The organism is Oxalobacteraceae sp. CFBP 8761, from assembly GCA_014841595.1.
Taxonomy (GTDB): domain Bacteria; phylum Pseudomonadota; class Gammaproteobacteria; order Burkholderiales; family Burkholderiaceae_D; genus Telluria.
Genome location: JACYUE010000001.1, coordinates 2,188,320 through 2,204,529, shown reverse-complemented (window position 1 = coordinate 2,204,529; position 16,210 = coordinate 2,188,320). Strand labels below are relative to the sequence as shown.

14 protein-coding genes are annotated in these 16,210 nt (G+C 64.3%); 10 read left to right on the top strand and 4 right to left on the bottom strand.

What is annotated here, in order from left to right; all coding sequences use genetic code 11:
- Positions 1-27 precede the first annotated feature (27 nt).
- Complete coding sequence (locus tag IFU00_09670; GenBank protein ID MBD8542549.1) at positions 28-933, bottom strand: LysR family transcriptional regulator; 906 nt, start codon at positions 931-933, stop codon at positions 28-30.
- A gap of 171 nt (positions 934-1,104) precedes the next feature.
- On the opposite strand from IFU00_09670, the gene IFU00_09665 reads away from it, so the two are divergent.
- A complete protein-coding gene (locus IFU00_09665) occupies positions 1,105-2,400 on the top strand; it encodes a homogentisate 1,2-dioxygenase (protein ID MBD8542548.1) in 1,296 nt (431 codons plus the stop codon).
- Between the two features lie 17 nt (positions 2,401-2,417).
- Here the strand turns inward: IFU00_09665 and IFU00_09660 are convergent, their stop codons facing one another.
- Positions 2,418-2,654, bottom strand: a complete 237-nt coding sequence (locus IFU00_09660) for a hypothetical protein (protein MBD8542547.1) — start codon at positions 2,652-2,654, stop codon at positions 2,418-2,420.
- Between the two features lie 114 nt (positions 2,655-2,768).
- Between IFU00_09660 and IFU00_09655 the strand changes: the two genes are divergently transcribed.
- Positions 2,769-4,172 carry a PLP-dependent aminotransferase family protein gene (locus IFU00_09655; GenBank protein ID MBD8542546.1) on the top strand — a complete coding sequence of 468 codons (1,404 nt, stop codon included), beginning with the start codon at positions 2,769-2,771 and terminating at the stop codon, positions 4,170-4,172.
- Here IFU00_09655 and IFU00_09650 read toward each other — a convergent pair.
- Positions 4,169-5,914, bottom strand: a complete 1,746-nt coding sequence (locus tag IFU00_09650) for an MCP four helix bundle domain-containing protein (GenBank protein MBD8542545.1) — start codon at positions 5,912-5,914, stop codon at positions 4,169-4,171. The two genes, IFU00_09655 and IFU00_09650, sit on opposite strands and share 4 nt — an antisense overlap.
- 287 nt (positions 5,915-6,201) lie before the next feature.
- On the opposite strand from IFU00_09650, the gene IFU00_09645 reads away from it, so the two are divergent.
- The 5 genes from IFU00_09645 (at position 6,202) to IFU00_09625 (ending at position 11,611) form a co-directional block, all read left to right on the top strand.
- Positions 6,202-7,527: an HlyC/CorC family transporter gene (locus IFU00_09645; GenBank protein MBD8542544.1), complete on the top strand. Its 1,326-nt coding sequence runs from the start codon at positions 6,202-6,204 to the stop codon at positions 7,525-7,527.
- A 19-nt stretch (positions 7,528-7,546) separates the two neighbouring features.
- Positions 7,547-8,365, top strand: a complete 819-nt coding sequence (locus tag IFU00_09640; protein MBD8542543.1) for a TlpA family protein disulfide reductase — start codon at positions 7,547-7,549, stop codon at positions 8,363-8,365.
- Positions 8,366-8,408: 43 nt separating this feature from the next.
- Positions 8,409-9,110, top strand: a complete 702-nt coding sequence (locus tag IFU00_09635; GenBank protein MBD8542542.1) for an MBL fold metallo-hydrolase — start codon at positions 8,409-8,411, stop codon at positions 9,108-9,110.
- 322 nt (positions 9,111-9,432) lie between these two features.
- Positions 9,433-10,788: an amino acid permease gene (locus IFU00_09630; GenBank protein ID MBD8542541.1), complete on the top strand. Its 1,356-nt coding sequence runs from the start codon at positions 9,433-9,435 to the stop codon at positions 10,786-10,788.
- Positions 10,789-10,951: 163 nt separating this feature from the next.
- A complete protein-coding gene (locus IFU00_09625) occupies positions 10,952-11,611 on the top strand; it encodes an outer membrane beta-barrel protein (GenBank protein ID MBD8542540.1) in 660 nt (219 codons plus the stop codon).
- A gap of 144 nt (positions 11,612-11,755) precedes the next feature.
- On the opposite strand, the gene IFU00_09620 is transcribed toward IFU00_09625, so the two are convergent.
- Positions 11,756-12,298 (bottom strand): DinB family protein, encoded by a 543-nt coding sequence (locus tag IFU00_09620; protein ID MBD8542539.1) that lies wholly within the window; start codon positions 12,296-12,298, stop codon positions 11,756-11,758.
- A gap of 259 nt (positions 12,299-12,557) precedes the next feature.
- Between IFU00_09620 and IFU00_09615 the strand changes: the two genes are divergently transcribed.
- From IFU00_09615 to IFU00_09605, 3 genes are read left to right on the top strand one after another with little or no spacing between them, the layout of a single operon-like run.
- Positions 12,558-13,790: a 3-methyl-2-oxobutanoate dehydrogenase (2-methylpropanoyl-transferring) subunit alpha gene (locus IFU00_09615; GenBank protein MBD8542538.1), complete on the top strand. Its 1,233-nt coding sequence runs from the start codon at positions 12,558-12,560 to the stop codon at positions 13,788-13,790.
- Positions 13,787-14,839 carry an alpha-ketoacid dehydrogenase subunit beta gene (locus IFU00_09610; GenBank protein MBD8542537.1) on the top strand — a complete coding sequence of 351 codons (1,053 nt, stop codon included), beginning with the start codon at positions 13,787-13,789 and terminating at the stop codon, positions 14,837-14,839. The genes IFU00_09615 and IFU00_09610 overlap by 4 nt, the downstream gene beginning before the upstream one ends.
- A gap of 2 nt (positions 14,840-14,841) precedes the next feature.
- Entirely contained in the window at positions 14,842-16,209 is a 1,368-nt protein-coding gene (locus tag IFU00_09605) for a 2-oxo acid dehydrogenase subunit E2 (GenBank protein MBD8542536.1), read from the top strand.
- Position 16,210 lies beyond the last annotated feature (1 nt).

Sequence of the window (16,210 nt, the reverse complement as noted above, 5' to 3'; positions counted from 1 at the left end):
TCCTTTTTATTCGTCCTACGTTGACGGTCATTCCGCGAACACGTCGGCCAGCAAACCGCGCAACCACACATTGCCCGGATCCTGATTGAAGCGGCGGTGCCAAAAAATATTCGTTTGCAGCGGCGGCAGATCCAGCGGCGGCGTTGCCCATTCGAGAGCGAACGGCAGGCCGGCCCGTTCGGCCAGTTTTTGCGGCACCGTCACCACCAGGTCGCTCGAGCTGACGATGTACGGCACCGCCGTGAAGTGCGGTACCCGAAAGCGCGTCGACGGCGCAATCCCGGCCCGGGCCAGCACCGCGTTGACCCGGTCATAGGGGCTGTCGGCCGCGTCCACCAGCAAGTGCTCGGCCGCCGCAAAGCGCGCCAGCGTCAGCGCGCCCTTGCCCAGTGGATGGCCCTTGCGGAACATCGTCACGAACGGCTGGCGGAACAAATGCCGCTGGTACAGCGCATCCGACACATCCTCGAACGGGCCCACCGCCAGGTCGACCCGCCCGCCTTCCATTTCTTCCTTCAGCGTCGCCGCGCCCACGCGCACCGAACTGAGTTCCACGTGCGGCGCCACCTGCCGGCAGCGCTCGATCAGCGTGGGCATGAAGTACACCTCGCCGACATCGGTCATCGCCAGCACGAAGCGGCGGCTGCTCGTGCCCGGCTCGAACCGGCTGCGCTGGTTCAGTGCCAGCGCCACCTGCGCCATCGCCGCCCCGATCGGCTCGGCCATCTGCGTCGCCAGCGGCGTCGGCTGCATGCCGCTCGCCGTACGCACGAACAGCTCGTCGCCAAAGGCGCGCCGCAATCGTGCCAGCGCATTGCTCACCGCCGACTGGCTCAGGCCAAGGCGGCGGGCGGCACTGGAAATCTGGCGCTCCCGATAGACTTCCTGGAACACGGACAGCAGATTCAGGTCGATGGTGCGCGGTTCGATCATGGGTTTTCAAGGTTGCCGGCGCATTGTCCATGCGCGGTGGTGGTGGAGGCCAGCAGTATTCATGGAATCAATAGTCTACATTTTTCTATTCATCTCGTAAAACTGGCCGGATTATTCTAGAGTGACGCCATCGACCAATCGCACCACACCACCCGTTCCAGGAGACACCGCATGGCCCACCCGTCAGGTTATCTGTCCGGCTTCGGCAACGAATTTGCCACCGAAGCCCTGCCAGGTGCGCTGCCGCAGCATCGCAACTCGCCGCAGGAGGTGGTGTATGGCCTGTATGCGGAGCAATTGTCCGGCACCGCCTTCACTGCCCCGCGCAGCCATAACCGGCGCTCGTGGCTGTACCGGATTCGCCCGGCCGCCGTGCATGGCAGCTTCGTGCCGCTGGATGCGCCGCGCCTGGTCAGCCGTTTCGACAATGCCGCGCCACCGAATCAGTTGCGCTGGAGTCCGCTGCCAATGCCGACGACCCCGACGGATTTTATCGATGGCTGGGTGACGATGGCGGGCAACGGCTCGGCCGAGGCGATGACGGGCTGCGCCGTGCACCTGTACGCGGCCAACCAGTCGATGGCCGGCCGTTACTTCTACAATGCGGACGCCGAACTGCTGATCGTGCCCCAGCTGGGGCGCTTGCGTATCGCTACCGAACTGGGCGTGCTGGACGTCGAGCCGCAGGAAATCGCCGTGATCCCACGCGGCGTGCGCTTCCAGGTGACGCTGCCCGACGGCGAAGCGCGCGGCTACCTGTGCGAGAACTTCGGCGCGCTGCTGCAACTGCCCGACATGGGCCCGATCGGCTCGAACGGCCTGGCCAACCCGCGCGACTTTCTGACGCCGGTGGCCCAATACGAAGATGTCGAAGGCGATTTCGAGCTGGTCACCAAATTCGGCGGGCGGCTCTGGCGCGCGCCGATCGGCCACTCGCCGCTGGACGTGGTGGCGTGGCACGGCAACTACGCGCCCTATAAGTATGACCTGCGCCACTTCAATGCCATCGGCTCGATCAGCTACGACCACCCGGACCCGTCGATATTTCTCGTGCTGCAAGCGCCATCGGATACGCCGGGCGTCGATACGCTCGACTTCGTCATCTTCCCGCCGCGCTGGCTGGTGGCGGAAGACACGTTCCGGCCGCCCTGGTTCCACCGCAATGTGGCGAGCGAATTCATGGGCTTGATTCACGGCGCCTACGACGCCAAGGCGGACGGCTTCGTTCCGGGAGGCTCGAGCGTGCACAACTGCATGAGCGGGCACGGGCCGGACGCCGCGACCTTCGACAAGGCCAGCAGCGCGGACACGCGTCAGCCGCACAAGGTGGGCGACACGATGGCGTTCATGTTCGAGACGCGCAATGTGCTGGTGCCGACCGAGCAGGCGCTGGCGTCACCGCAATTGCAGGGGGATTATCAGCAGTGCTGGGCCGGCATCACCAGGCGCTTTCGCACGACGCCTTGACGGGCGCATGCCTGCTTTTAAGGAATGGTCCAGTCCAGGCCAAGCTTGCGGACCAATAACAGCGTCAGGTAGCCCAGCACCATGAGCAGGACCACGAAGATGAGGACGACCTTGGCAACGCCCAGCACCAGCGTGCGCCGGTCCATGCCGTTCTTTTTCTTGCCCTGGTCGTAGTGCCACTTGATGGCGAAGAACATGCCCGTGCCGAGCACGAGCGCTTTGAACGTAAAGAAGACGATCGGGAACCATTCCATTGTTGTGCGTATTTCCAGGCTGTTGCCGCACACGGTCGATGAAGTAACGACAGCGCCGGCGGGGAGAGTTTTCAAGCATACTACTTGAAAGCAATTTCCATACATCGAGACAAAATGTCCCAGGCAAGGCCCGTACCCGACCCGCAGGTTCCCGTCTGGCTGCCGCAACTGACCACGAATGGCGGCCCCCGTTTTTTGCAGATTGCGGATGCTTTGCAAGCGGCCATCGTGGCCGGATCGCTGGCGCCGGGTGACCGCCTGCCCCCGCAGCGCCAGCTCGCGGCGCGGCTGGACGTCGACCTGACGACCGTCACGCGCGCCTACGATGAAGCCAGGCGCCGCAACCTGCTGGAGGGGCGCGGCGCGCACGGCACGTATGTTGCGCCCCCAAAAGTCGGCTTTGCCCCGGTGATCGACCTGAGCATGAACACGCCGCCACCGCCTGCAGGCGTGGACGTCGACGACATGCTGAAACAGGGCTTGTCCCAGGTGCTGCTGAGCGCAGACAGTCAATTACTGATGACCTACCATCTGGGCGGCGGCAGCGATGCCGACCGCCAGGCCGGCGCCACCTGGCTCGAGCCGATCTGCGGACGGTTGGATCCCGCGCACATCGTGGTCTGTCCCGGCGCGCAGGCCGCGATTGCCGCCGCCATCCTCGCCATGACGACGCCAGGCGACACGATTCTGACTGAACCGATGAGCTACCCCGGCCTGCGCGACGCTGCGACCCATCTGGGCCGGCGCCTCGTCACCGTGGAAGCCGACGAACACGGCATGGTCCCCGAGCGGCTCGAGGAAGCCTGCCGCCGCGACAAGCCCGGACTCGTCTACCTGAATCCCACCTTGCAGAACCCGACTGCCGTCACGATGCCCGAGAGCCGGCGCCAGGCGATTGCGGGCATCGCGCAGCGCGACGATGTGCGTATTCTCGAGGACGATCCCTACTGGCTGCTGGCCGACGCCCCACCGGCGCCGATCGTGACGCTCGCCCCACATCACGTGATGTATGTCTCGACCTTGTCGAAATGCCTGGCCCCCGGTTTGCGTGTCGCGTTCGTCGTCCTGCCCGACCCGGAACAGCGCGCCCGCTTCCTTGGCGCGCTGCGCTCGCTTGCACTGATGGCCACGCCATTGTCGGTCGCGCTGGCCACCCAGTGGATCGTCGACGGGTCGGCCGCCAGGCTGATGCAGGGCATACGCGATGAAGCGCGCCTGCGCCAGCGGATGGCGCGTTCTGCCCTGGCCGGGCAGTACAGCGGCATTGGCGATGGCCTGCATGGTTGGCTGACGTTGCCGGCCTGCTGGAACCCCGCGCAGTTGGCGGCTGCGGCGGCGACCGAAGGCATCGTGGTCACGCCGGCCGATGCATTCGCGGCAGGGAGCGAGTCAGTCAATGCGATCCGGCTCTCTCTGGGCAACATCAAGGACCGTCAACAGTTGCAGGCCGGGCTTCAACGGCTGTCGGATCTGATCGCCCGGCGGCCCGCTTCGTTCGGCGCCGCGCTGACTCGCTAGAACTGTTCCCACGCGAGCTCCGCCGTTGATGCCGGTGCGCGTCTGGTGGGTTGTACGCGAGCCGTCGACACGGCAGCGTTTGCAACCTGCTTCCGGGGGCGATCCGGCACGCGCGCTGCAGCGCTTGCAGCATCCGCGTCCGCGAGCTGGAAGATGCTGACAACCCGGGCCAGTTGCGCCGCCTGCTCCTGCAGTGACGTGCTGGCAGCGGCCGCCTGCTCGACCAGCGCAGCGTTCTGTTGCGTGACCGCGTCCATTTCAGTCACCGCCTGGTTGATCTGCTCGATGCCGGCATCCTGCTCCTGTCCGGCAGCCGAGATATCGCCCATGATCGTGGTGACGCGCTCGATGCTGCCGACCACTTGCGTCATGGTTGCACCCGCCTTGGAGACCAGCTCGTTGCCGATATTGACTTTGTCCAGCGAGTCGCTGATCAGGATTTTGATTTCCTTGGCCGCTGCCGCCGAACGTTGGGCCAGGTTACGCACTTCGGACGCCACCACGGCAAATCCGCGCCCCTGTTCGCCCGCGCGCGCCGCTTCCACGGCCGCATTCAATGCCAGGATATTGGTCTGGAAGGCGATGCCGTCGATCACGCCGATGATATCGACGATCTTGTTTGACGTGGCGCTGATCACGCCCATCGTCGTGACGACTTCGGCAACCACCACGCCGCCCTCGCGGGCAATCTCCGACGCCGACCGTGCCAGAGCATTTGCCTGATGCACATTCTCGCTGTTCTGTTTGACGGTCGAGTTCAACTCTTCCATCGACGATGCGGTTTCTTCCAGCGCGCTGGCCTGCTGTTCAGTCCGCACAGACAAATCGTTGTTACCGACCGAAATTTCCTTGCTGGCCGTGGCAATCTCGTTGGCGCCCGAACGGACCTGCCCCACGATGTCCAGCAGACTCGCATTCATGTTCTTTAACGCCGTCAGCAGCGTGCCGATTTCATCGGTACCGGTCTGGTCGATTTGTTGACGCAGATCGCCGCTGGCCACTGCCTGGGCGAGCGTGAGCGCGCGATTGACAGGCACGGTAATCGAACGGGTTGTCAGTACGGCGACGATCGTCGCAGCAATCAGGGCGCCGATGGTGAGCGCAATCGCGATCCAGACTGCCGATTGCGCGTCGGCCCGCACCTTCGCCCCTTCACTTTCCATCAGCGACGCCTGGAAGCTCGACATGGCATCCAGCGCGGCCGAGAATTCTGCCTGCGGTGACGTGACCTCCTTCAGCAAATACGCACCCGCCTCGGTGGTTTTCCCTTCTCGCAACAATGCCATCGTCGCTGTGCGTGCCACGCCGTACTTCCCGCGAGCGTCGCTCAACGATTGGAACAGGGCCTCGCCTTTCGGCGTGTTGATCATGCTTTTCAGTTTGGTCATGAATTCGTCGGTCCTGTGCACGGACTCGGCGATCCTGTCGATGATCGCCGCGATCTGCGCTGTTTCGCCCGCGCCGAGGATGATGGCATTGCGCAAGTCACGCGCCTGCACATTGATCTCGGTTTCGATGGATTGGGTCAGCACGACCTTGACGTAACGGTCTTCCAGGATGAAGCCGATGGCCTGATTCGACGCGTTGATGCGCGTAATCGTCACAGCGGCCAGTATGATCAGGAAGACCATCAGCAGGCCAAATCCCATTCCTAAACGCGTGGCGAGTTTCCAGTTAGTCAGTCTCACAATCTTCCTTCCAAATCTGAATTGATCAATCGTCCGATGCGATCGGGCGTACATGAGGCCAGGAGGTGAAAAATAATTTCTCCTAAGAATCAAATTTAATCTCAGTATTTGTTTTAATCAATATCTTTGATTTCATATCAGCCGAAATTAATTTTTTGTTGTTTTTTCTTTTTATTTGATTTTTAACTTTTCGGCTGACAGGCCTGAGCCACGGCGTCGGCGTGGTGGAGCGGTCGAGCGGTATTCCACGCTTTTGTCATTTATGCCATGATTCGTCCGTACGCCATGGTGGCGGACCCGGCCACGGCCCGGTATGCCCGGCCATAGGCCTTCTGCTTGTCATGTCAGATATATTGATCATCCTCGTTCTGATCCTCTTGAACGGGGTGTTCGCGATGAGCGAACTCGCTCTCGTTTCCGCAAAACGCATGCGCCTCGAACGGCGCGCGCAGGAAGGCAGCCGCGGGGCGCGCAGCGCTATCGCACTGGCCGACAACCCGAGTCATTTTCTTTCCACCGTCCAGGTCGGCATCACGCTGATCGGCATCTTTACCGGTGCCTTCGGTGAAGCCTCGCTTGTTACGCGCCTGCAGCCGCAGATCGAAATGGTGGGCTTCCTGGCCCCCTACGCTTACGAAATCTCACTGTTCATCGTGGTGCTGGCCATCACGTTCGTGTCGATCGTGCTGGGCGAACTGGTCCCGAAACGCATCGCAATGCGCCATCCCGAGACGATGGCAACCCTGATTGCCCCGCCGCTATCTGCCCTGTCGCTGATCATGTCGCCGTTCGTCAAGGTGCTGTCACTGACGACCGAAGCGATCGTGCGCCTGTTCGGCATCCATGACGCCAAAGAGGAAGCGCCGACCGAAGAAGACATCGCCGGCATGTTCAAGGAAGGCACCGACGCCGGCCTGTTCGAAAAGACCGAATACGATATCGTCTCGCGCGCGCTGCGCCTGGATGACCGGCACCTGAAGGCGCTGATGACGCCGCGCGTCGACCTGATCATGATCGACCTGGACGCCGAGCGCCGCGACACGCTCGAACTGATCGCCTGCCATACCTACAGCCGCTTCCCGGTCTACCGTGGCGACCGCGCCCAGATCCTGGGCTTCGTGAAGGTACGCGACCTGCTGGCCCAGTCGGTACGCCACGGCTCGCTCGAGGCGGTCAATATCGAACATGCCGTGCAGGACGTGCTGTTCGTGCCGGAGACCGTCGGCGCAATGGTGCTGCTCGAGCTGTTCAAGAAAAACCGCGCCGAGCTGGCGCTGATCGTCGATGAGTACGGCGACATCCAGGGCATGGTCACGCTGTCGGACGTGATGAGCGCGCTGGTGGGCGACGTCACCGTGAATGGTGAAGAAACCGATCCCGACGCCGTCCAGCGCCAGGATGGCAGCTGGCTGCTCGATGGCGGCGTGGATCTGGACCGCTTCCGCGACGTCTTCAACACCACTGAACGCTTCCCGGACGAAGAACTGGGCGCGTACCACACGCTGGCCGGCTTCGTGCTCTACCAGTTCGGGTATATCCCGAAAGCGTCCGAGTCGTTCGACTGGAATGGCTATCGGATCGAAGTGGTCGACATGGACGGCAACCGCATCGACAAGCTCCTGATCGAACAGCTCGCGCTGCCCGACCCAGCGCCGGCCGAAGAATGAGCCGGGCGCGCTAGGGCAGATGGACGCCATCCGGCTGGGGCCGCTGTACCTTCCGATCGCGGTCGCCCTGTCGCTGGCCGCGGTGCTGGCGGCCACGCTGGTGGCCGAATGGTTCCGGCGCCGACGCGCCATCGATCCGGGCGGTGCGCTATGGAACATGATCGTGGCCGGCTTCGTCTCGGCCCGTCTCGTGTTCGTCCTGAAGCACCATGCAATCTACCTGGCCGCGCCGCTGAGCGTGTTCGACATCCGTGACGGCGGCTTTGAGACGGTCGCCGGCCTGATCGCGGCCTGCGTGGTCGGGGCCGAGCTGACGCGCCGCCAGGCAGCGCTGCGCCGCCCCGTGCTGGCCTGCATGCTGGCCGGCTGCGCGGTCTGGTTCGTCGGCACCCTGCTGAATCAGGCACTGACGCCGGCCCACACGCCCATGCCGGACGTCATGGTGCGCCAGCTCGACGGCCGCGAAGTCGCGCTACGCAGCTTCGCCGACCGCCCAGTCGTGCTGAACCTGTGGGCCACCTGGTGTCCACCCTGCCGGCGCGAGATGCCGGCCCTGATGGCAGCGCAGGCGGCCCACCCGGAGATCGCGTTCGTGCTGGTCAACCAGGGCGAATCCGCCGCCACCGTGGCCGCTTATGTCGAGCGCGAGCGTCTGCCATTGCAGGCGCAGTCCGCCACGATCGTGCTGGACCAGGGCAGTCAGGTCGCTGGGCGCCTTGGCGCGGCCGGCATGCCGACGACGCTGTTCTACGATGCGGCCGGCCGCCTGCGCACGCGCCATGTGGGCGAACTCTCGCCGGCCACGCTGGCCGACAAGCTGGCGGCGATCCAGCACTGAGCCACGTTTGTGGTACAACATGGGCGCTACCGAGGAACCCATCATGCAACTGAACCCGATCCAGCTGTTCGACGCCGAGTCGTCCACCTTCACCTATATCCTGGCCGCGCCCGGCGCTGTCGACGCCGCCATCATCGACCCGGTCGACCGCCACTTCGACCGCGACCTCGCGCATCTCGAACGGCTTGGCCTGCGCCTGACGCACGTGTTCGAAACGCACGCGCATGCCGACCACGTCACGTCCGCCGGGCGCCTGCGCGCGCACACGGGTGCAAAGGCGTGCGCGCCGGGCGGCTGCGGCATCGCGCCGGCGGAAATCCAGCTGCAGGACGGCGACCGCATCGGGTTTGCCGATGGCGAAGAGATTGCCGTGATCCATACGCCAGGCCACACGGCCGGGAGCATGTGCTACCTGTGGCGCGGCAACCTGTTCAGCGGGGACACGCTGCTGATCGGCGGTTGTGGCCGCACCGACTTCCAGGGCGGCAGCGCGGGCGACCTGTATGACAGCGTCACCCGCAAGCTGTTCACGCTCGATCCCGCCACGCGGGTCTGGCCCGGCCACGATTACAAGGGCCAGTCGGTCTCGACCATCGGCTGGGAACGCGCGCACAATGCGCGTCTTGCCGGCCGCTCCCGCCCTGACTTTATCGCGCTGATGGCCGCGCTCGATTTGCCGCGGCCCGGCCTGATGGATGTCGCGGTACCGGCCAACCGCAACCTGGGACTGACGCACGGCGTGTAGTTGCCATGGGCGAAAAAAAAGCGCGGCCGAAGCCGCGCCTGTCGAACGGTCACCGAATGCGTGACGGTTCTCGGTGTGTTGCTTAGTAACGCCAGGTCTTCTTTTGGGCAACCGGACGCTTCATGACCTTGGTCTGAAACTGTTTCCACAGCAGGCCCGCCAGGGCCATCATGATCATCTTGCGCATGCTTGTCTCCAGTGAGTGTCGGCGAATTGCCATCACCACCAGCATAGCGTGACAAGCAAAACCGTGGCGCGAGTTTGCCGCACCCCGCCAATGCAGTAGAATCCCTGTCTTTATAGCAAGATCAAGAAACCGACGATGGACGACGGGCACCACCAACTCAAGCGCGGGCTCAAGAACCGCCACATCCAGCTGATCGCCCTGGGCGGCGCCATCGGCACTGGCCTGTTCCTCGGCATCGCCTCGACCATCCAGATGGCCGGCCCGTCGGTGCTGCTCGGGTATGCGATTGCCGGCGCGGTCGCCTTCCTGATCATGCGCCAGCTGGGCGAGATGATCGTCGACGAACCGGTGGCCGGCTCGTTCAGCCACTTCGCTGACAAGTATTGCGGGCGCTGGGCAGGCTTCGTGTCGGGCTGGAATTACTGGGTCATGTACATCCTGGTCAGCCTCGCGGAACTGACGGCGCTGGGCATCTATATGCAGTACTGGTTCCCGGAACTGCCGACGTGGGTCTCGGCACTGGGCTTCTTCGTCCTCGTCAACCTGCTCAGCCTGTTGAACGTGAAGGCGTTCGGCGAGATGGAATTCTGGTTTGCCGTCATCAAGGTGGCGGCCGTGGTCGGCATGATCGTGTTCGGCCTGTACCTGTTGATCGGCGGCGGCGCCGGACCCGAGGCGGGCGTGTCCAATCTGTGGCGCCACGGCGGCTTCTTCCCCAACGGCGTGGCCGGCCTGGCCATGGCCATGGCGGTGATCATGTTTTCGTTCGGCGGGCTGGAACTGATCGGCATCACCGCCGCCGAGGCGGACGACCCGTCGCGCACGATTCCGCGCGCGACCAATAACGCCCTGTACCGCATCCTGATCTTCTACATCGGCGCGCTGGCCGTGCTCCTGATGCTGTTCCCGTGGCAGAAAGTCGTCACCGGCGGCAGCCCGTTCGTGCTGATCTTCGCCGCGCTCGACAACGGCTGGGTCGCCAACGTCCTGAACCTGGTCGTGCTGACGGCTGCGCTGTCGGTCTACAACGGCTGTGTGTATGCCAACAGCCGCATGCTGTTCGGCCTGGCCGCGCAAGGCAATGCGCCGCGCGCGCTGATGCGCACCAATGCACGCGGTGTGCCGCTCAATGCGCTTGCCGTGTCGGCCATCGCCACCGGCTCGGCAATCCTGATCAATTACTTCCTGCCAGAAGAAGCGCTGGGCATGGTGATGAGCCTGGCCGTCGCCGCGCTCGTCATCAACTGGGCGATGATTTCGTGGAGCCACCTGCGCTTCCGGCGCAGCAAGGACAACGCTGGCGCGCTGACATTGTTCCGCAGTCCGTGGTTTCCGCTGTCGAATTACGTGTGCCTGGCGTTCGTCGCCATCCTGCTCGTGATCATGGCGATCACGCCGGGGCTGCGCATTTCGGTGATCCTGATCCCGATCTGGCTGGCGCTGCTGGGCCTGGGGTTCTGGCTGCGCGAGCGGCGCGCCGCTGTGCAGTAAGCATGGGTTCGCTGCGCTCTGGAGGGCGCAGCAGGCCTGTTGTGGGGGCGCAGCACGCGATTCGGATGACCGGGTCTGTGGCGAAACTGGTATTTACAGCGCGCAGAAAAACTGTACAGTGATTGGCTGTTCTCTCCAGTAGTTCCATCGCCAAAGGACTGCCATGAACCAGCCTTTCAAGACGCGCTACGTCACGTATCTCACCGCACTCCTGCTGCTGATCCCGTTATCAGCTGCCGCCCAGGACGAAGCAGGCTTCTACGCCAGCGCTTACGGGGGCGTCCCCGCAGCGCCATCGACCAGCTTTTCCGAGTTCCGCCCTACCGGTCCCGGTGTAGGAGGCACGGCCAAATTTGGTGGGGGTCTCGGTTTTGGCGCCGCCGTGGGCCGTCGCTTCGGCAACGGGTGGGCCGTCGAGCTGGCCTTGGACGAGCGCGGCAATTATCTCAGGCGCATCGGCGGTGTCGAAGTCGATGGCAACATCTTTTCCGAACTGGTCCTCTTGAACGTGTACTACCGCTTCCCGGCTCGCGGCGCGTTACGTCCGTTCATCGGCGCCGGCCTGGGCTACGTGATCGCGCTCGATATCGACGTTGACCGCAACGGATCAGAGCAGGAGTATTCACGTGAAGGCGGCGTGGGTGTACAAGCCATCGTGGGCGTCGAGTACAGCCTGGCACCCCGCTGGCGCCTCACTGGCGATGCGCGCTGGACTAGTGTCGAGAGTGGCACATTCAAGGCATCTAATGCCGGCAATATGCTGATCGGCAAGCCGAAATATCGACCAGCCTCACTCAATTTCGGCGTCACCTATCTGTTCTAAGCGGCACGAGGCACATCCAACTGCCTTTCACCGGCCTGCTTCGTTCGATGAATTTGCTGCGTAGCATTCACGCACCACCTTCCCGCTTCAGCAGGTTGGCGTGGGTGGGCCCGGGGTTCTGGCTGCGCGAGCGGCGCGCCAGCGTCACGCTGGCGGCTGGTCCCCGACAAGCACCAGCAGGTCGGTCACGCCGATGTCGGCGCCGGCCTGCGTCAGCAAAGTGCTGGCCTGGCCGCGGTGATGGGTCTGGTGATTGAAAAAGTGCAGCAGCAGGCTGCCGAACGGCTTGCAGAACGAGGCGCCACGCGTGTTGCGGTAAGCCAGCACGTGGTCCAGATCGGCTGCCGTTACCTCGGCCGCCAGCGCCATGACGATCCCGTCGATCCGCTCGCGCTGCACGCGCAGCAACGCCAGGCTGTCGCCGTACGACTGGCGCAAGTCGCTGGGGATCGCCACGCCGCGCAGCGTCTCGAGCGCGCGAAACATCGCCACATGGCCAGCAAAGCGTGACAGCCAGATGCTGTCGCCTGCGACCAGATGATTCAGCGTTCCCAGCAATGATCCAAAGAAGGCACCCCGCTCGGCAGTGACTGCCTCCTGCGGCAAGGTCGCGGCCGCATTGTACAGCTGGCGGTTCATCGTCGCGTTGTAGCGTGCCAGCAGAAGGATGTCGTCGCAGGTCGGCATGATGCCTCCGGTCATGGGGGAAGCTCGATTCTCTCACCCGCGCGTCTTTCCTTCGAAAATTAAATTGCTGCATCGCGTTGCGAGCACAACCTGGTCCCAAACACTGCATGACGCTGCACGAGCCCGCCGTTTCATCTGCGACCGCCGCTCCCGTATGGTGCATAGCAATATGAAAATAGTTCGCCGCAGTTGACGTAAACGTCAATCAGCACGCTATGATCTTCATGCTGCACACCACCTCACAAGGGAAAGCACATATATGAGCCAGAGCAATCCTCTGTCGCTGCACGTACCGGAGCCTACCGGCCGTCCGGGCTGCAAGACCGATTTTACGTACCTTCAGTTGACCCCTGCCGGCGCTGTCCGGCGCCCGCCCATCGATGTGGCCCCGCTCGAGACGAGCGACATGGCCCAGCAGCTCATACGCGTGCTCGACGAGCACGGCAACGCCGTCGGCCCGTGGGCCGAAGCGCCAGACCGCGACCTGTTGCGCTTCGGCCTGCGCACGATGATGAAGACCCGCATTTTTGATGCGCGCATGGTCATCGCCCAGCGCCAGAAGAAAATGTCGTTCTACATGATCAGCCTCGGCGAAGAAGCGATCGGCACCGCCCACGCGCTCGCGCTGCAGGACGGCGACATGAATTTCCCGACCTACCGCCAGCAAAGCCTGTTGATGGCGCGTGAAGTGCCGCTGGTCGACATGATCTGCCAGCTGCTGTCGAACGAGCGCGATCCCCTCAAGGGCCGCCAGTTGCCGGTGATGTACTCGGTGCGCAGCGCCGGCTTCTTCACGATTTCCGGCAACCTCGCCACGCAATACCCGCAAGCGGTCGGCTGGGCCATGGCCTCGGCCATCAAGGGCGACACCAAGATCGCATCGGCCTGGATCGGCGACGGCGCCACCGCCGAATCCGACTTCTCCACCGCCCTCACCTTCGCCCACGTGTACCGCGCGCCGGTCATCCTCAACGTCGTCAACAACCAGTGGGCGATCTCGAGCTTCCAGGCGATTGCCGGCGGCGAGAGCGTGACCTTCGCCACCCGTGGCGTGGGCAGCGGCATTGCGTCGCTGCGCGTCGATGGCAACGATTTTCTGGCCGTGCTGGCCGCCTCGCGCTGGGCCGCCGAACGGGCGCGCAGCAACCTCGGCCCAACGCTGATCGAATGGGTGACTTACCGCGCCGGCCCGCACTCGACATCGGACGATCCGGCGCGCTATCGCCCGGCCGACGATTACGCCCGCTTCCCGCTGGGCGACCCCATTGCCCGCCTGCGCCAGTACCTGACCAACCTGGGCTGGTGGTCGGACGACGAGCACGATGCGACGCACACGGCGCTCGAAGCCGAGATCCTGGCCGCGCAAAAAGAAGCCGAGAGTTTCGGCATCCTGGGCGACGAGCGCGCACCGAGCGCTGCGACGATGTTCGAGGACGTTTATAAAGACATGCCGGAGCATCTGCGCCGTCAGCGTCAACAGCTGGGGGTATGAGCATGGCACGTGACGATTTACCAAAAGATGCGGCCACCGTGCCGATGACCATGATCCAGGCGCTGCGCTCGGCCATGGACGTGATGATGGAACGCGACGACAACGTGGTCGTCTACGGCCAGGACGTCGGCTACTTCGGCGGCGTGTTCCGCGTCACCGATGGCTTGCAGGCGAAATATGGCAAATCGCGTGCGTTCGACGCGCCGATTTCCGAAGGCGGCATCGTCGGCACCGCGGTCGGCATGGCCGCGTATGGCCTGCGTCCGGTGGTCGAGATCCAGTTTGCCGATTATTTCTATCCGGCGACCGACCAGATCGTGTCCGAGGCGGCGCGCCTGCGCTACCGCTCGGCCGGCGAATTCACGGCCTCGATGGTGATCCGCATGCCTTGCGGCGGCGGCATCTATGGCGGCCAGACCCACAGCCAGAGCCCTGAAGCATTCTTCACCCACGTGTGCGGCCTGCGCACCGTGATGCCGTCGAACCCGTACGACGCCAAAGGCCTGCTGATCGCATCGATCGAGAACGACGATCCGGTGATTTTCCTGGAACCCAAGCGCCTGTACAACGGCCCGTTCGACGGCCACCACGACCGGCCTGTCGTGCCATGGTCGGGCCACCCGAAAGGCGACGTCCCGACCGGCTACTACACGGTGGAGCTGGACAAGGCGGCCATCGTCCGCCCTGGCAACGACGTCACCGTCATCGCTTACGGCACCATGGTCTGGGTCGCTGAAGCGGCGGCCCGTGAATCGGGCGTCGATGCCGAGGTGATCGACCTGCGCAGCATCTGGCCACTCGACCTGGACACGCTCGTCAAGTCGGTGCAAAAGACCGGCCGCTGCGTGATCGTGCACGAGGCCACGCAGACGAGCGGCTTCGGCGCCGAACTGGCCGCGCTCATTCAAGAGCACTGTTTCTACCAGCTGGAAGCGCCGATCGGGCGCGTGGCCGGCTGGGACACCCCGTATCCGCATGCGCAGGAATGGGCTTACTTTCCGGGGCCCGACCGTGTCGGCGCGGCCCTGAAACGCGTGATGGAGGGTTGATCATGGGGATTCATGTCATCAAGATGCCGGACCTCGGTGAAGGCATCGCTGAAGTGGAAGTCGTGGCCTGGCACGTGCAGCCGGGCGACACGGTGCGCGAAGACCAGGTGCTGGCCGACGTCATGACCGACAAGGCGACGGTGGAAATTCCGTCGCCGGTCGCCGGGACAATCACGAGCCTGGGCGGCGCCATTGGCCAGTCGCTGGCCGTTGGTGCGGAACTGATCCGCCTCGAAGTCGCCGGCGCCGGCAACGTCAGCGCCGACAAGGCGCGCCGTGAACCCGTGCAGTCCGGCGCGGCCACCGCGCCGGCCGAAGAAGTGGCCGAACCGCAGCTCGAGGCCGTGGCGGCGCATGCGTCAGCCGCGCCAGCGCCGGCCGCTGCACCAGCCAAGCCGGCACCTGCTCCGGCAGCCAGGCCAGCGCCAGCCAGGGCGGGGTCCGGGTCCGGGTCCGGGTCCGGGGCCGGTGGACCGCTGCGCGCCGACGGTGAAAAACCGCTGGCCCCGCCGGCCGTGCGCCAGCGCGCCTGGGACCTGGGCGTCGAGCTGCAGTTCGTGCCCGGCAGCGGGCCCGCAGGCCGCATCACGCATGCCGACCTGGATGCGCACGTGGCCGGCCGCCGCGGCGGCGCGGCCAATGGCGCGATGGACGAACGCTATGCCGAACAGCACGGCGAGCATGCCACGCAGATCATTGGCCTGCGTCGCAAGATCGCCGAGAAGATGCAGGAAGCCAAGCGCAACATCCCGCACTTCACCTACGTCGAAGAAGTCGACGTGACCGAACTCGAAGCGCTGCGCCTGCAACTCAATGCCCGCTACGGCCAGGAGCGCGGCAAGCTCACGCTGCTGCCGCTGCTGATGCGCGCCGTGGTACTGGCGCTGCGCAGCTATCCGATGATGAGCGCGCGCTACGACGACGAGGCCAACACACTGACGACGTACGACGCGGCCCACATCGGCATTGCGGCGCAGACCGAATCGGGCCTGATGGTGCCGGTCGTGCGTCACGCCGAATCGCGCGACCCATGGTCGAGCGCTGCCGAAATCGCGCGCCTGGCCGACGCCGCCCGCAGCGGCAAGGCCACGCGCGACGAACTGACCGGCTCGACGATCACGATCACGAGCCTGGGCGCGCTGGGCGGCATCGTCACGACGCCTGTCATCAACCGGCCCGAGGTCGCCATCGTGGGTGTGAACCGCATCGTCGACCGTCCCGTCATCCGTGACGGCGCGATGGTGGCGCGCAAGATGATGAACCTGTCATCCTCGTTCGACCACCGCGTCATCGATGGCATGGTGGCCGCCCAGTTCGTGCAGTCGATCCGGGGTTACCTCGAATTTCCTGCCACCCTGTTCGTGGAGTAAG

Coding starts and splice junctions, on each gene's coding strand:
- IFU00_09655 (MBD8542546.1), top strand. CDS start 2,769: ATGTCCCAGGCAAGGCCCGTACCCGACCCGCAGGTTCCCGTCTGGCTG.
- IFU00_09610 (MBD8542537.1), top strand. CDS start 13,787: ATGAGCATGGCACGTGACGATTTACCAAAAGATGCGGCCACCGTGCCG.
- IFU00_09670 (MBD8542549.1), bottom strand. CDS start 933: ATGATCGAACCGCGCACCATCGACCTGAATCTGCTGTCCGTGTTCCAG.
- IFU00_09650 (MBD8542545.1), bottom strand. CDS start 5,914: ATGTACGCCCGATCGCATCGGACGATTGATCAATTCAGATTTGGAAGG.
- IFU00_09660 (MBD8542547.1), bottom strand. CDS start 2,654: ATGGAATGGTTCCCGATCGTCTTCTTTACGTTCAAAGCGCTCGTGCTC.
- IFU00_09640 (MBD8542543.1), top strand. CDS start 7,547: ATGGACGCCATCCGGCTGGGGCCGCTGTACCTTCCGATCGCGGTCGCC.
- IFU00_09630 (MBD8542541.1), top strand. CDS start 9,433: ATGGACGACGGGCACCACCAACTCAAGCGCGGGCTCAAGAACCGCCAC.
- IFU00_09645 (MBD8542544.1), top strand. CDS start 6,202: ATGTCAGATATATTGATCATCCTCGTTCTGATCCTCTTGAACGGGGTG.
- IFU00_09635 (MBD8542542.1), top strand. CDS start 8,409: ATGCAACTGAACCCGATCCAGCTGTTCGACGCCGAGTCGTCCACCTTC.
- IFU00_09625 (MBD8542540.1), top strand. CDS start 10,952: ATGAACCAGCCTTTCAAGACGCGCTACGTCACGTATCTCACCGCACTC.
- IFU00_09620 (MBD8542539.1), bottom strand. CDS start 12,298: ATGCCGACCTGCGACGACATCCTTCTGCTGGCACGCTACAACGCGACG.
- IFU00_09605 (MBD8542536.1), top strand. CDS start 14,842: ATGGGGATTCATGTCATCAAGATGCCGGACCTCGGTGAAGGCATCGCT.
- IFU00_09615 (MBD8542538.1), top strand. CDS start 12,558: ATGAGCCAGAGCAATCCTCTGTCGCTGCACGTACCGGAGCCTACCGGC.
- IFU00_09665 (MBD8542548.1), top strand. CDS start 1,105: ATGGCCCACCCGTCAGGTTATCTGTCCGGCTTCGGCAACGAATTTGCC.